General features: G+C 69.1%; 13 protein-coding genes. 7 read left to right on the forward strand and 6 right to left on the reverse strand.

Annotation, left to right across the window (positions count from 1 at the left end; translation table 11 throughout):
- The first annotated feature begins 100 nt into the window (after nt 1-100).
- The 4 genes from ACFVYE_RS41665 to ACFVYE_RS41680 are packed head-to-tail and all read left to right on the forward strand — an operon-like array spanning nt 101 to nt 3,556.
- Nucleotides 101-1,036: an ABC transporter ATP-binding protein gene (locus ACFVYE_RS41665; protein WP_383975853.1), complete on the forward strand. Its 936-nt coding sequence runs from the start codon at nt 101-103 to the stop codon at nt 1,034-1,036.
- Complete coding sequence (locus ACFVYE_RS41670) at nt 1,033-1,773, forward strand: ABC transporter permease (protein WP_383975855.1); 741 nt, start codon at nt 1,033-1,035, stop codon at nt 1,771-1,773. Before ACFVYE_RS41665 ends, ACFVYE_RS41670 begins: the two co-directional genes overlap by 4 nt.
- On the forward strand, nt 1,770-2,948 hold the full coding sequence (locus ACFVYE_RS41675; protein WP_383975857.1) for a sensor histidine kinase: 1,179 nt from the start codon (nt 1,770-1,772) through the stop codon (nt 2,946-2,948). The genes ACFVYE_RS41670 and ACFVYE_RS41675 overlap by 4 nt, the downstream gene beginning before the upstream one ends.
- Nucleotides 2,945-3,556, forward strand: coding sequence for a response regulator (locus ACFVYE_RS41680; RefSeq protein ID WP_383975859.1), 612 nt, complete (start codon nt 2,945-2,947; stop codon nt 3,554-3,556). The genes ACFVYE_RS41675 and ACFVYE_RS41680 overlap by 4 nt, the downstream gene beginning before the upstream one ends.
- A 68-nt stretch (nt 3,557-3,624) precedes the next feature.
- On the opposite strand, the gene ACFVYE_RS41685 is transcribed toward ACFVYE_RS41680, so the two are convergent.
- The 4 genes from ACFVYE_RS41685 to ACFVYE_RS41700 all read right to left on the reverse strand — a co-directional run bounded on the left by ACFVYE_RS41685 (nt 3,625) and on the right by ACFVYE_RS41700 (nt 7,568).
- Nucleotides 3,625-5,397, reverse strand: coding sequence for a coagulation factor 5/8 type domain-containing protein (locus tag ACFVYE_RS41685; RefSeq protein WP_383975861.1), 1,773 nt, complete (start codon nt 5,395-5,397; stop codon nt 3,625-3,627).
- 375 nt (nt 5,398-5,772) lie between these two features.
- Nucleotides 5,773-6,036, reverse strand: a complete 264-nt coding sequence (locus ACFVYE_RS41690; RefSeq protein ID WP_383975863.1) for an FG-GAP repeat protein — start codon at nt 6,034-6,036, stop codon at nt 5,773-5,775.
- 122 nt (nt 6,037-6,158) lie between these two features.
- Nucleotides 6,159-6,881: a class F sortase gene (locus ACFVYE_RS41695; RefSeq protein WP_383975865.1), complete on the reverse strand. Its 723-nt coding sequence runs from the start codon at nt 6,879-6,881 to the stop codon at nt 6,159-6,161.
- 150 nt (nt 6,882-7,031) lie between these two features.
- Nucleotides 7,032-7,568 carry a hypothetical protein gene (locus ACFVYE_RS41700; RefSeq protein ID WP_389608685.1) on the reverse strand — a complete coding sequence of 179 codons (537 nt, stop codon included), beginning with the start codon at nt 7,566-7,568 and terminating at the stop codon, nt 7,032-7,034.
- Nucleotides 7,569-8,232: 664 nt separating this feature from the next.
- Here ACFVYE_RS41700 and ACFVYE_RS41705 point away from each other — a divergent pair.
- The gene (locus tag ACFVYE_RS41705; protein WP_389608688.1) at nt 8,233-10,248 is read left to right on the forward strand and encodes a GTP-binding protein; all 2,016 of its coding nucleotides are present in this window, start codon (nt 8,233-8,235) and stop codon (nt 10,246-10,248) included.
- Nucleotides 10,249-10,409: 161 nt separating this feature from the next.
- Here ACFVYE_RS41705 and ACFVYE_RS41710 read toward each other — a convergent pair whose 3' ends face one another.
- Together ACFVYE_RS41710 and ACFVYE_RS41715 are read right to left on the reverse strand one after the other, a co-directional pair.
- Nucleotides 10,410-11,267 carry a tetratricopeptide repeat protein gene (locus ACFVYE_RS41710; RefSeq protein WP_389608686.1) on the reverse strand — a complete coding sequence of 286 codons (858 nt, stop codon included), beginning with the start codon at nt 11,265-11,267 and terminating at the stop codon, nt 10,410-10,412.
- Nucleotides 11,268-11,285: 18 nt separating this feature from the next.
- Complete coding sequence (locus tag ACFVYE_RS41715; protein WP_389608687.1) at nt 11,286-12,287, reverse strand: GNAT family N-acetyltransferase; 1,002 nt, start codon at nt 12,285-12,287, stop codon at nt 11,286-11,288.
- A 117-nt stretch (nt 12,288-12,404) separates the two neighbouring features.
- On the opposite strand from ACFVYE_RS41715, the gene fdxA reads away from it, so the two are divergent.
- Nucleotides 12,405-12,725, forward strand: a complete 321-nt coding sequence (fdxA, locus tag ACFVYE_RS41720; protein WP_018956287.1) for a ferredoxin — start codon at nt 12,405-12,407, stop codon at nt 12,723-12,725.
- A gap of 114 nt (nt 12,726-12,839) precedes the next feature.
- Complete coding sequence (locus ACFVYE_RS41725; RefSeq protein ID WP_383978384.1) at nt 12,840-13,937, forward strand: bifunctional succinyldiaminopimelate transaminase/glutamate-prephenate aminotransferase; 1,098 nt, start codon at nt 12,840-12,842, stop codon at nt 13,935-13,937.
- Nucleotides 13,938-13,976 lie beyond the last annotated feature (39 nt).

Genomic DNA, 13,976 nt, shown 5'->3' on the forward strand with positions numbered 1-13,976 from the left:
GCACGACAGCGGAGTCACGCGAGCGGTATGACATCTGTCATCCCGTTTCCACGACCCGCGGCCCTGCCGGACGTACCCCCTTCCGGGCCAGGCTGGACGCATGACAACGACAGCCACCGAGGCCACCGGGGCGAAGACCGCCGTGGTCCGCTTCGACCGGGTCAGCAAGGCGTACGGAGCGGTACGAGCAGTCGACGGACTCACCCTCGACCTGTACCCCGGCGAGACCGTGGCGCTCCTCGGCCCCAACGGCGCCGGAAAGTCCTCCACCCTGGATCTGCTGCTCGGCCTGCGCACCGCCGACTCCGGTTCCGTCCAGGTCTTCGGCACGACCCCGCAGGGCGCCATCGCCGCGGGACGCGTCGGCGCGATGCTGCAGACCGGCGGTCTGATGGAGGACGTCACGGTCGAGGAACTGGTCCGCCTCGCCTGCGATCTGCACCCCAGGCCCTACCCGGTGGGCGAGGTGCTGTCCCGGGCCGGCATCGCGCAGATCGCCGATCGCATGGTCAACAAGCTCTCCGGCGGCCAGGAGCAGCGCGTACGGTTCGCGCTCGCCACCGCCGGGGCCAACGACCTGATCGTCCTCGACGAGCCGACCACCGGCATGGACGTCACCGCCCGCCAGGCCTTCTGGGCCACGATGCGGGAGCAGGCCGAGCAGGGCCGTACCGTCCTGTTCGCCACCCACTACCTCGAAGAGGCCGACGCGATCGCCGACCGCGTCCTCGTCCTCCACAAGGGCCGGCTGCTCGCAGACGGCAGCGCCGCCGAGATCAAGGCGAAGGCCGGAGCCCGCCGGATCTCCTTCGAGCTGGAGGGCCCGGTCGACGAAGCGGCCCTGCGCGCCCTGCCGTTCCTCTCCACGCTCGACATCTCCGGCAACCGGGTCCGCATCCAGTCGCACAACGCCGACGCGACCGTCCACGCCGTCTACGCACTCGGCCTCTACCCGCGCGAGCTCGAAGTCGCGGGACTCGGCCTGGAGCAGGCCTTCGTCGCCATCACCGAGGCCGAGGAGGCCAGGACCGCATGAACACGCTGATCAGGCTCGAAGTGACCCGCACCCTGCGGAACAAGAAGTTCATGTTCTTCTCGGTCATCTACCCGTCGGTGATCTATCTGCTGATCTCCGGCACACAGAACACCACCGACAAGGTCCCGCACAGCGATCTCACCCTCCAGGCCTTCTTCATGGTCTCGATGGCCTCCTTCGGCGCACTGACCGCCGTCCTCATGGGCAACAGCGAACGCATCGCCAAGGAGCGCGAGAAGGGCTGGGTCCGCCAGCTCCGGCTCACCGCGCTGCCCAGCCGCGGCTACGTCCTGGCGAAGATCGCCAGCGCGGCGATGGTCACCCTGCCCTGCATCGTGGTCGTGTTCCTGGTCGCCGCCGGCGTCAAGCACGTACGGCTGGACACCTGGCAGTGGTTCGCGCTGGCCGGGGTCATCTGGGCCGGTTCACTGGTCTTCGCCGCGCTCGGGGTCGCCATCGGCTACATCGCCAGCGGTGACGCGGTCCGCCCGATCACGATGATCATCTACTTCGGGCTCTCCATCCTCGGCGGTCTGTGGATGCCCAGCGCGACCTTCCCGCAGTGGCTGCAGAACATTTCCGAGTGGCTCCCCACCCACGCGTACGCTTCTCTCGGTCAGGCGATCGAGATGGGCGGCTCGCCGCACGCCGAGGACGTCGCCATCCTCTGCGCCTACTTCCTGATCTTCGCGGGCGGCGCGGCCTGGCTCTACCGGAAGGACACCCTGAAGGCGTGAACGACGAGGAGACGTCCGTAGGCATCGGGTACGCGGCGACGGGCCGCCGACAGGTGTGGATCAAGCTGTTCTGGATCGGCATCTGGCTCGCCTTCATGAGCGCCCCGGTCAAGGATCTGGCCGACGGCGACCACACCCCGTGGGCGACCGCGCTGGGCGCATTCGGTCTGCTGGTCTTCGTGGGGGCCTACCTCGTCCTGGTCTTCCGCCACACGTCGAAGGCCCTGGACCGGCGCGCCGTACACACGACGATCGCCTTCCTCGGCGTCCTCGCCGTCGTCCTCGCCCTGACGCTCGGCGCCGCGTGGCTGGTCCTCTTCGTGTATGTGGCGGTCTCCGTCGGCGCCACCATGCCGCTGAGGACCGCCCGTTGGCTGATCCCCGTCGTCGTCGCCGCACTGGTCGGCGTCGGGCTGACCGGCGACCACCCCCGCGAGATCATCACCGCGCTGGTCTTCCCGGCGCTGCTCGGCGGGTTCGCGATGACCGGGGTACGGCAGCTGATCCGTACGACGATCCAGCTGCGCGAGGCCCGCGCGACCGTCGCCCAGCTCGCCGCCAACGAGGAGCGGCTCAGGCTCGCCCGCGATCTGCACGACCTGCTCGGCCACTCGCTCTCGCTCATCACGCTCAAGAGCGAACTGGCCGGGCGGATGCTCCCCGACCACCCGGAGCAGGCGGCCGCCCAGGTCGCGGACATCGAACAGGTCAGCCGCCAGGCCCTGGTCGACGTACGCAGCGCCGTCACCGGCTACCGCCGGCCGACCCTCCCCGGTGAACTGGCCGGAGCCCGTACCGCCCTCGCCGCCGCGGGCATCACCGCCGACGTCCCGGCCGAGGCCCCCGACGGCCTCCCCGAGAAGCCGGAGGAGGTGCTCGCCTGGGCGCTGCGCGAAGCCGTCACCAATGTCGTACGCCACAGCAGCGCCCGGCACTGCACCGTCACCCTCACCCCGCGCCAGACCCTCGACGGCAGGGTCCTCGAACTCGCCGTCGCGGACGACGGCGTCGGAGCCGCGGGTACGAAACCGGGCAACGGCCTCACCGGCATCACCGAACGCCTCGCCGCGGTCGACGGCACGCTGACCACCCGGGCCGGCAACTCCGGCTCCGGCAAAGGCTTCACCCTGATCCTGAGTGTTCCGCTCGGTTCCGGCCTAGGATCCACGGAATGAGCATGATCAGACTCCTCCTCGCCGAGGACCAGTCCATGGTGCGCGAGGCCCTCGCGGCACTCCTCGGCCTGGAACCCGACATCGAGGTGGTGGCCCAGGTCGCCCGTGGCGACGAGGTGCTGGCCGCGGCCCACGAGCACCGCATCGATGTGGCGCTCCTGGACATCGAGATGCCGGGCATGACCGGTATCGACGCGGCGGCGGCCCTGCGGCGCGAACTCCCGGCCGTGAAGGTCGTCGTCGTCACCACCTTCGGCCGCCCCGGCTATCTGCGCCGGGCCATGGAGTCGGGCGCCGACGCCTTCCTGGTGAAGGACGCCCCCGCCGCCCAACTTGCCTCGGCGGTACGGAAGGTGCTGGCGGGGGAGCGGGTCATCGATCCCACGCTTGCGGCGGCCGCACTCGCCGACGGAGCGAGCCCGCTCACCGACCGCGAACGCGATGTACTGCGCTCGGCGGCGGACGGCTCCACCAACGCGGAGATCGCGGCCGCGCTCCACCTCTCGCAGGGGACGGTCCGCAATTACCTCTCCATGGCCATCCAGAAGATGGCGGCCCGCAACCGGGCCGAGGCGGTCCGCATCGCCCGTGAGAAGGGCTGGCTGTAGAGCCGCGGCAGCAGACCGGGGCCCGGCCGCCGTTGTCGCCGCGACCGGACCCCGTTCCCTTCCCCCGGCTAAGGGAACGACACCACCTGCGACGGAACGGTGCTCGTTCCGGACGTAGGAGATCCGGTGTCGTTGATGACGTGCTCGTACTGTCCCTGACCGCCGAGCGAGACCACCAGCAGATCGTGGAACCTCACGCCAGGCTTCACCGGCACCTCGAAGCCGTGATCCTGACGGATCGTCGGGTCCACGTTGAAGTAGCAGTAGCTGCCCAGGCCCCAGCCCTCGTGGGTGGTGACGGAGTCGTCGACCTTGTAGGCGGCGAACCCCTTGATGCTGCCGTTCTGGACGGCGGCCTGGTTCGGGGCGTCGTACGCCTTCTCGTTCTGGAAGAAGATCGTTCTGCCGTTCTCGCCGGCCCACTCCACGTCGTACTTGTTGAAGTGCTCCACGAACAGCCCGGTGGCCAGCACATTGTCACCGTTGACCCGGAGCCCGTAGTCCGCCCGGTTGGTCTCCCAGCCGACGCCTTCGCCGTGGTCGGCGCGCCACAGCCAGGAGTGGTCGATGATCGTGTCGTTGCTGTTCACGACGATGCCGGTGGTCGCCCTGCCGGGTCCGGCACCACCGATGCGTACGAACACGTCCTGGAGCGATGTGGGATTGGCCGCGTGACCGGCGGACGCGCCCTCGGGGCCGACCTCGATCAGCCGGTCCGAATTGACCGGACCGGCATCGACGAGCAGCCCGGCCAGCTTCACGCCGTCCACGTCGCCGACCCTGATGGCCGTGACCCCGTTGTCCGGGACGATGGTCGCAAGCCCCAGGCCGAGCACGACCGTGTCGGCACGGTCGATCTCGATGGGCCGGTCGACGTGGTAGACGCCGGGCGTGAAGAGCAGATGCAGCCCCTGCTGCACGGCCGCGTTGATGGTGGCGGCGCTCGCTCCGGGCTTCACCACGTAGAAGCGGTCCAGCGGAATCGAATCGCCCTGCGGCGTGCCGTTGCCCCATGAAGTGCCGCGCGCATTGGTGCGCTTGGCGGGCACGAACACCTTGTACGCGTCCCCGTCGAGATAGAGGAACGGCTTCTCGCGCGAGACAGGGGTGGTGTCGAGCGTGGTGTACGGAGGTTCCGGGAAGCTCTGCGCGGGCGCGCCCTCGACACCGGAGAACGTCATGTTCCAGACGCCGTTGCCCCAGCCGCCGACCGAGCTGTCGCGGGTGTACCACTGCTGCTGCGAGTACGGCCCGACCTGGCCGTCGATCCTGCTGTCGGCGATATAGCCGCCGCTGGCCCAGCCGTACCCGTCGGGTGCCAGATTCAGCCCGCCCCTGACGTGCATCCGCCGGAAGGGGGCGGCCTGGGAAACGGCCCAACGGTCGGTGCCGTTCACCGGGTTGAGCGCCAGGTTCTCCGCCGAGCGCCAGAAGTTCTGCGTGGCGTTCCCGTTGAACCACCCGGCGTCCACCGTCACATCGCCGTTGAACGTGGTGTCGTCCGGGTTCAGGCCGAGACCGGCGATCGAGGTGTAGAAGCCGATCTGCGCATTGATGTTGGTGTACGTGCCCGGCTTGAACAGCAACGCATAACGGCCGTCACCGAACTGCGCCGACTCCTGCCTCTTGAATACGTCGTCGACCTTGGCCTGGATGTCGGGCGTGGAGGGGTCGAAGACCATGACATTGGGACCGAGGTCGCCGCCGCCCGCGATCGGCACAGCATCCTGACCGAAAGCGGTCCGGGCGGTGGGAATGGACATGAGGAGTGCGACGGCGAGCGCGGCGAATCCGAGTGCTCGGGCCCGGCGGCGTGGGGGTGCTGTGGGGGGAGCATGCATGAGAACACTTCTCCTGAGTCGTGGTACAGGTGCACGACGAGTTGCCGGGAGAGCGCTCTGAGAGCGCTCTCCAGCGGTTGTCGATGGTTCCGTTGTTGTGCAGGACACGTCAAGAGGTGTGTATGGAGGGGCTTGGCTGATCTGCTTGAGCGCAACAATTAACGCCAACGGAACGGCAATTGGCCCGTTCTGTACTCAGTTCACCGAGCTCATGACTTCAGAAGCTGATGTTCCAGCAGCCACTCCAGCGCCTTCGCGCCGGAGTTGAGCACCGAGATGTGTCCGTCGTCGGCGCGCCGCCACAGTTCGGCCGTGCGGCAGCGTCGCGCGAGCCACTCGCCGTGCGAACCGGCACGACCCGATCGCGACCGTCACTCAGTTCGAACTGACCCGGCTCCACCGGCCGGTGCGGCTGACCGGACCGTGCAGAACATGGCCGCCGCGCCGCACGTCGCCCACGGCGACGTCCGGATAGCCGTCACCATTGAAGTCGTCGTGCAGATGCTTGGTGCTCGGCGTGCTCGCCATGGGGGCGGTCGGCTTCGTCGCGGCGTGGCCGACGGGTGCCGCGACGGCTCCGGCGACCGGGGCGATACCGGCTGCGATCGCCGGGCTGTGGCGGTGGGAGAGAACGGGCATGTTGCTCAACTCCGTTGCTCAGAAGGCAAGTCGGGGCGGCAGGAACTCAGGTTCCGTGCCGCCCCGTACGACCTTTGGGCTCGGCGGATGGTTGTATCCCGGCGTCGACCACCGACCGGCCGTCAGCCGCTCTTGGAGGATTCGAGGTGGGCGAAGGCCACCACGTTGTCCTCGTAGTGCTTGGCCTTCCTGTTGTACGGGCCGCCGCAAGTGATCAGGCGCAGCTGCGCGGACGGGGTGTCCGAGTAGACGCGCTTGTCCGGGAACTTCGCCTTGCTGAACGTCTCGACGGAGTCGACCTTGAATGTGGCGACCGAGCCGTCGGTGCGGGTGATGTCGACCGTGGAACCCGGCTTGAGGAACTGGAGCTGCAGGAACACGGCCGGACCGGTCGTCGTGTCGACATGGCCCGCCACGATCGCGGCACCACGCTCGCCAGGGGTGACACCGCCCTTGAACCAGCCCACCAGGTTGCTGTCGTTCGGGGGCGGCGGGTTCAGCCGACCGTCGGCGCCGATGGACAGGTCGGTGAACGGTGCCTTGACGGCGAGGGACGGAATCTGCAGCCGCGTCGGGACGGAACGCGACATCGCCGGGCCGACGGCGGGCGCCGACGGGGTGACGGGTCGGGGCGCGGCATGGGAGCCGAGGATCTCGGGTACGACTGCGGGCGCGACGGCGGCGGGTGGGGCCGGCGGCTTGTCGTCGACCGAGGTTTCGATGGAGTTGTAGATCATGAGCATGCCGACCCCGGCTGCCACGGCGGGCCACATCAAGGCGCGGCCCAGTGTGGTTCCGGGGGCAGTCCGGGTTGGGATGGAGCCGGGAGACTGCGGGGCGGCCATGGGAACGTGCCTTTCGGTTGTGCGGTGTTGGAGAGGGGAGAAGGGAGAGGGAGGGGTGCGGGGGTGGTGTGCAATCGAAGCCGTCGCGGCCGCCGCCCCGTGGGACGACGGCCGCGAAAAACGAAACGACCGGTCAGCCGTTGGGCCCGGTCAGGCGATCGCACCGCCCGACGACTGGCGACGGCGCAGCTTGTACGCACCGACGCCGATGCCGCCGATCAGCAGCGCCGAGCCGGCAGCCAGGCTGCTGCTGGTCGTAGCCATCCCGCCGCCACCGGCGTTGACGCCACCGCTGGGCTTGCCCTCGTTACGGCCGCCGCGGCCACCTTCGTCGCCGCCGCGGCCACCCTTGTCGCCGCCGCGACCGCCTTCGTCGTCGCCGCCGCGACCGCCTTCGTCGTCGCCGCCGCGGCCACCCTCGTCGCCGCCACGACCGCCTTCGTCGTCGCCGCCGCGGCCACCCTCGTCGCCGCCACGACCACCCTCGTCGCCGCCGCGGCCGCCTTCGTCGCCGCCACGACCGCCTTCGTCGGAGCCGGACTTTCCGTTCTCGTCGCTGCGCGAGGACGAGGATTCCTTGTGGTGTCCCGAATCCGCGGCCGTGGCCATGGCGTAGGCGGAGGGACCGGTAATGGCAAGGACCGCTGTGACAGCGGCCGAAGCGAACAGTGTGCGGGCAGAGCGCATCTGAACACATTCCTTCCGGCGCAACTGCGAAGAGCGACAGGGTGTCGACTCAATGTGGCGCAGTGGCGACATGATCTACCGTCAGTCCGAATGTCACTTTGCGCCAACGCAAAATGCCGCATCGAGGACATGTCGTGGGCCCTTCGGGTGGCGAAAAGCCAATAATCACCCGTTGGACTGCACGCAGCGCCACGTGAGGTTTGGGCGGCGACGGACCACTCGTTTGCCGACACTTCGATACGGTGGCCCAATCGCCGCCCGGCTCGGCAACGATCCCTCGATGGGATCGAACAGCCCATTGGGGAACGGGAGTTGAGAAGACTTGCTCTCCCTGTCCGGCGAGAAGTGCGCACGCGGCGCCTGGCGGGACTCCGCCCGGAGCCATACTTTGAATTTGCATAACGGCGCACGCGACCCGCCGATGCGCAGATGCTTATCTGCTTGTCCTCGGCTGCCGGGTATGAAAGCGCAGGAGGCGGGCACGCAGGTTCCGGCAGGCGTCCCCGGCTCAGCGAATGCCCGGCTGATAAATCGGTTGCAGTGCGGGGCGGCCACCTGCTGTACTCCCCCTTCAGTACTCGATCGACCGAGGAGAAAATCATGCGCGGAACTCTCATGTTCATTCAGACGGAAATTGCCACCGATCTTGAAGACATGGAGTTTCGTGCACACGCTGAATCTGGGAATTCTGGCGCATGTCGACGCCGGTAAGACGAGCCTGACCGAGCGGCTGCTCCACACCGCCGGTGTCATCGACGAGATCGGAAGCGTCGACGACGGGAGCACTCAGACCGATTCCCTGGCACTGGAACGACAACGCGGCATCACGATCAAGTCCGCAGTCGTCTCGTTCGCCATCGACGACATCACGGTCAATCTGATCGACACACCCGGTCACCCGGATTTCATCGCCGAGGTGGAACGGGTGCTGAACGTGCTCGACGGTGCTGTACTGGTCATCTCCGCCGTGGAGGGCGTACAGGCGCAGACCCGTGTTCTGATGCGGACACTGCAACGCCTGCGCATTCCTACGCTCATTTTCGTGAACAAGGTCGATCGCGGCGGCGCACAGGACGAGTCCGTTCTGCGGAGCATTTCCGAGAAACTGACCCCGGCTGTGCTCGCCATGGGATCGGTCGACGGGCCGGGCGGCCGGGACGCCCGCTGCACGCCGTACACCGGTGCCGATGCGGATTTCACGGACCGGCTGACCGAGCTTCTCGCCGACCATGACGACGCGCTGCTGGCCGCGTACGTCGAGAACGCGGCGCCCCTCCCGTACAGCAGGCTGCGCGAAGCGCTGTCGACGCAGACCGGGCAGGCGCTGGTGCATCCGGTGTTCTTCGGCTCGGCGATCACCGGAGCGGGTGTGGATGCCCTGATCAGCGGGGTCAGGGAGCTGCTGCCCGCTGACGAGGGTGATGCCGACGGGCCGGTCTCGGGGACCGTCTTCAAGGTGGAGCGGGGGCCGGGCGGCGAGAAGATCGCCTACGTCCGGATCTTCTCGGGCACGGTACGGACACGTGACCGGTTGCCGTTCGGCCGGGGCGACGGTCGCGGCGAGGGGAAAGTGACCGCGATCAGTGTCTTCGACCGAGGCTCGGACGTGCGCGAAGCAGCGGTCGGTGCAGGCCGGATCGCGAAGCTCCGGGGCCTCGGCGGCATTCGGGTCGGGGATACGGTCGGTGTATCGGACACGACCGCGCCGGGCCGTTGGTTCGCCCCGCCGACACTGGAATCGGTCGTGGTGCCCTGCGCTCCGGCGATCAGGGGCGAGCTGCATTTCGCGCTTGCACAACTGGCCGAACAGGACCCATTGATCAATCTGCGGCAGGACGACATCCGGAAAGAAGTGTCCGTCTCGCTCTACGGCGAGGTGCAGAAAGAAGTCATCCAGGCGACGCTCGCCGATGAATTCGGAATCGATGTCACTTTCCGCAAGACCACGACCATTTGCCTGGAACGGCCGAACGGCAGCGGTGCGGCGTACGAGGTCGGCGACCAGGATCCGAATCCTTTTCTGGCGACCATCGGTCTTCGCATCGATCCCGCCCCGATCGGCAGCGGTATCGAGTACCGGCTGGAGGTGGAGCTCGGATCGATGCCGTTCTCCCTGATGAGGGCGGTGGAGGAGACAGTCGGGGAGACCCTGCAGCAGGGAATCCACGGCTGGCAGGTCACCGATTGCGTCGTCACCATGACGCACTCCGGTTACTGGCCCCGGCAGAGCCATTCCCATGCCGTTTTCGACAAGAGCATGTCGAGCACCGCCGGGGACTTCCGCAATCTGACCCCCCTGGTCCTGATGAGTGCACTGAGGGAGGCCGGCACCACGGTGTACGAGCCGATGCACCGCTTCCGTCTGGAACTCCCCGCGGACCTGCTGGGGCCGCTCCTGCCGGTACTCGCACATCTGCGTGCCGTGCCCGGGACACCGGCCGTGCAAGGTGCGGCATGTGTGCTGGAGGGAGAGATTCCGGCGGCGCGGGTCCATGACATGCAGCAACAGCTCCCGGCCCTGACGCGTGGCGAAGGGGTCCTGGAATCCGGCTTCGACCGCTACCGGGCGGTCGTCGGTACGCCCCCGGACCGGCCACGCACCGACCGCAATCCGCTCAACCGCAAGGAGTACCTGCTGCACACCGTGCGCAGGATCGCCGGACGGGAGGATGCCCGCTGACCGGGTCCGGTCCGGCCGGGGCTCAGCCGCCACGCGCCGCCCCGGCACGTTCCCGGCCCGTACACACGTACCCGGACCTGCACGGCTCCCGTTTCACCTCGTTCGCTGAGACCAGGACACGGAGCAGCGGCCGCCGGTCCGCCCCCCGTGCCTGCGCCCCGCTAATTCAGCAATGCCCGCGCCGCCCGCGCCCGTCGCCGGATCGCCTCCGCCACCTCGGGTTCGACCCCGCCGACCACATCCGCGTACTCCTCCATCTCCGCCGCCCCGCGCAGAAACTGCCCGCTCTGTACGAGCAGCTGCGCCCGCTCGTAGCGCAGCCTGGCCGGATGCGAGGGCAGCAACAGCGACAGGTCCACCGCCCACAGCGCCACATCCGTCCGCTCCGGGCGGGCCGCCGCCCACGCCCTGATGTTGTTCAGGATCCGCAGCACGATCTCCAGCGGCCGCGCGGGCACCAGCATCGACTCCTCGAGCGGCTCCCCGGTCGCCCCCGCCACCAGCAGCTCCGCGTCCTGCCCGGTCATCGGCCGGCCGCCGTCGAACGGGTCGGCCAGCACCCGCTCCGAAGGATCGCCGAACCCGACGACGAAGTGACCGGGCAACGCCACCCCGTACACCGGAGCGCCCGCCCGCCGCGCGACCTCGATCCACACCACGGACAGCAGGATCGGCAGCCCGCGACGCCGGCGCAGCACCTCGTGCAGCAGCGACGACTCCAGCCGCTGGTAGTCCGCCGACGAGCCCGCGAAGCCGCACCGCTCGCCGAGAAATTCGGCAACGGCCGAGGCCCAGGCCCGGCCGCCCCGCACCCCGTACGGAAGCCGGCCCGCCAGCTCGTCCAGTTCGATCTGCGCCGCGTCGATCCCGTTCGCGTCCAGCGCCGGGTCGGCCACCGCGCCCAGCAGCAGGCAGAGCAGGGCGAGGTCCGGCCGCTCGGCGCGCGCCTCCTCGGCGAACCGCCGGCGCAACTCGTCCGGGCCGGGACTCCCGGGCTGCTCGGGGTGGTGAGGACTCATCGGGCTCGTCCGCCTCCGTCACGCCGACCGGAAGTGGTGATACCGGTGATGGACCGCGAACCCCATGCCCTCGTACAGCGCCCGCGCCCCCTCGTTGTCCGTCTCCACCTGGAGCCACGCCGCCGACGCGCCCTCGTCCAGGGCCTTGCGGGCGAGCGCGGTCATCACGGCGGTGGCGAGCCCCCGGCGCCGGTACTCGGGACCGACCTCCACAGCCATGAAGCCGGCCCAGCGCCCGTCCACCACGCACCGTCCGATCGCCGCGGGCGGTGCGCCCCCGGTGTCACCGGGCACCGAGGCGAACCACACCGAGGGACCGCCGCGCAGCACCTTCAGGACGTGCGGCCCCGGGGTGTCGAAGCGCTGATAGCGGGAGAGCCACGTCTCGTCGAGATCCCGGCTCAGCCGCACCTGCGACACATCCGCGTCCAGATCACCGATCGGCGCCACCGCGGCGATTCTTACCTCCGCCGTCACCTCGCGCCGCCATCCGCGTTGCTCCAGTTCCGCGCAGAGCTGTTCCTGGGTGCCCTCGGCGCCGGTCGCGGTCTGGATGTACGCGGGCAGGTCCCGCTCCCCGTACCACTGCCGGACGCGCCCGAGCGCCTCGTCGAGCGGTACGCCCGGATCGCCGAGCGGCAGCACGGAGTTGGCGCGCCGGGTGAACCCCTGCGCGGCGCGCAGCTGCCAGTCGCCCAGTGGCTCGCTCTCCACCGGCTGCCAGGCACGGGCACAGACGGGCGCGAGCTCGTCGAAGGAGGCCGCGGGGCCGCGCCTCCGGGCCGGGGCGGCGGGCACGACCTTGCCCGCCACCAGCGTCGATTCCGCGATGCGGACACAGTCGCCGCTCTTCGTTGTGATCGACAGCACATCACTGTCCCAGGATGTGAGAACGCCGACCGTGTCGGTGAACTTCGGCCCCTGAGAGCCGCGCTCGGCCGTGCGCCGGACTGATACCCGTTTGCCCACGTCAGCCGGTGTAATTCGGACTTCGAGTTGTCCGCCGATGGTGAATTCCACAGCTCTGTCCGCCCCTCCTGTTCGGTTCGTGCCCGGGAACGGAGATACTAGGGGTGGGCATCGACGACGCCGCGCTCCCGCGCGAGAGCCAACGCCCTACCGAGGAGGAACGACAGCGTGACCTACGTCATCGCGCAGCCTTGTGTCGACGTAAAGGACAAGGCCTGCATCGAAGAGTGCCCCGTCGACTGCATCTACGAGGGCCAGCGGTCCTTGTACATCCACCCGGACGAATGCGTCGACTGCGGAGCCTGTGAACCGGTGTGCCCGGTCGAGGCAATCTTCTACGAGGACGACACCCCGGAGGAGTGGAAGGACTACTACAAGGCGAACGTCGAGTTCTTCGACGACCTCGGGTCGCCCGGTGGTGCCTCCAAGCTGGGCCTGATCGAACGCGACCACGCGTTCATCGCTGCGCTGCCGCCGCAGAACCAGTAGTCAGCGGTCGGCACGTGCGTCACCCCGGTCCCGTACGGCTCGTCACCGTGCGGGACCGAGGCGTTTCCACGCCCGAGCGCCCCGAGCAACCCCCGTACGAGAAAGCAGAGATTCGTGTCCGCAGTCTCCTCCCGTCTCCCGGTCTTCCCCTGGGACAAGCTCGCGCCCTACAAGTCGACGGCCGCCGCCCACCCGGACGGCATCGTGGACCTGTCCGTCGGCACGCCCGTCGACCCGGTGCCCGGGCTGATCCAGCGGGCGCTCGTCGCCGCCGCGGACAGCCCCGGCTATCCGACGGTGTGGGGGACCGCCGAGCTGCGTGACGCGATCACCGGCTGGGTGGAGCGGCGGCTCGGCGCGGTCGGGGTGGCGCACGAGAACGTCCTTCCGGTCGTCGGGTCCAAGGAGCTGGTGGCCTGGCTGCCGACGCAGCTCGGTCTCGGCGCGGGCGACAAGGTGGCGTACCCGCGCCTCGCCTACCCGACGTACGAGGTGGGCGCCCGGCTCTGCGGCGCCGAGCCCGTCGTCTACGACGACCCGACGGAGCTGGACCCGGCCGGTCTGAAGCTGCTCTGGCTCAACTCGCCGTCCAACCCGACCGGTCGCGTCCTGTCCAAGGACGAGCTGATCCGCATCGTCGCCTGGGCGCGCGAGCACGACGTGCTGGTCTTCAGCGACGAGTGCTACCTGGAGCTGGGCTGGGAGGCCGAACCCGTCTCCGTGCTGCATCCGGACGTCTGCGGCGGTACGTACGAGGGCATCGTCGCCGTCCACTCGCTCTCCAAGCGCTCCAACCTGGCCGGATACCGCGCGGCCTTCATCGCGGGCGACGCGGCCGTGCTCGGTGAGCTGCTGCTGATCCGCAAGCACGGCGGAATGATGACGCCGGCCCCCGTCCAGGCGGCGGCTGTCGCGGCGCTCGGTGACGACGAGCACGTCGCCGAGCAGCGGACCCGGTACGCGGACCGGCGCGCGGCCCTGCGCACGGCGCTGGAGGCCCACGGCTTCCGGATCGAGCACAGCGAGGCGAGCCTCTACCTGTGGGCGACGCGCGACGAGCCGTGCTGGGAGACCGTGGCGTACCTGGCGGAGCTCGGCATTCTGGTGGCACCGGGCGACTTCTACGGGACGGCCGGCGACCGCTTCGTACGCGTGGCGTTCACGGCGACGGACGAGCGGGTGGCCGCCGCGGTCAAGCGGCTGGCCCGATAGCAGGCGGTACGCGCGAGGGGCCTCGGGAGTGCGCACTCC

The organism is Streptomyces sp. NPDC058239 (assembly GCF_042882185.1).
Lineage (GTDB): Bacteria > Actinomycetota > Actinomycetes > Streptomycetales > Streptomycetaceae > Streptomyces.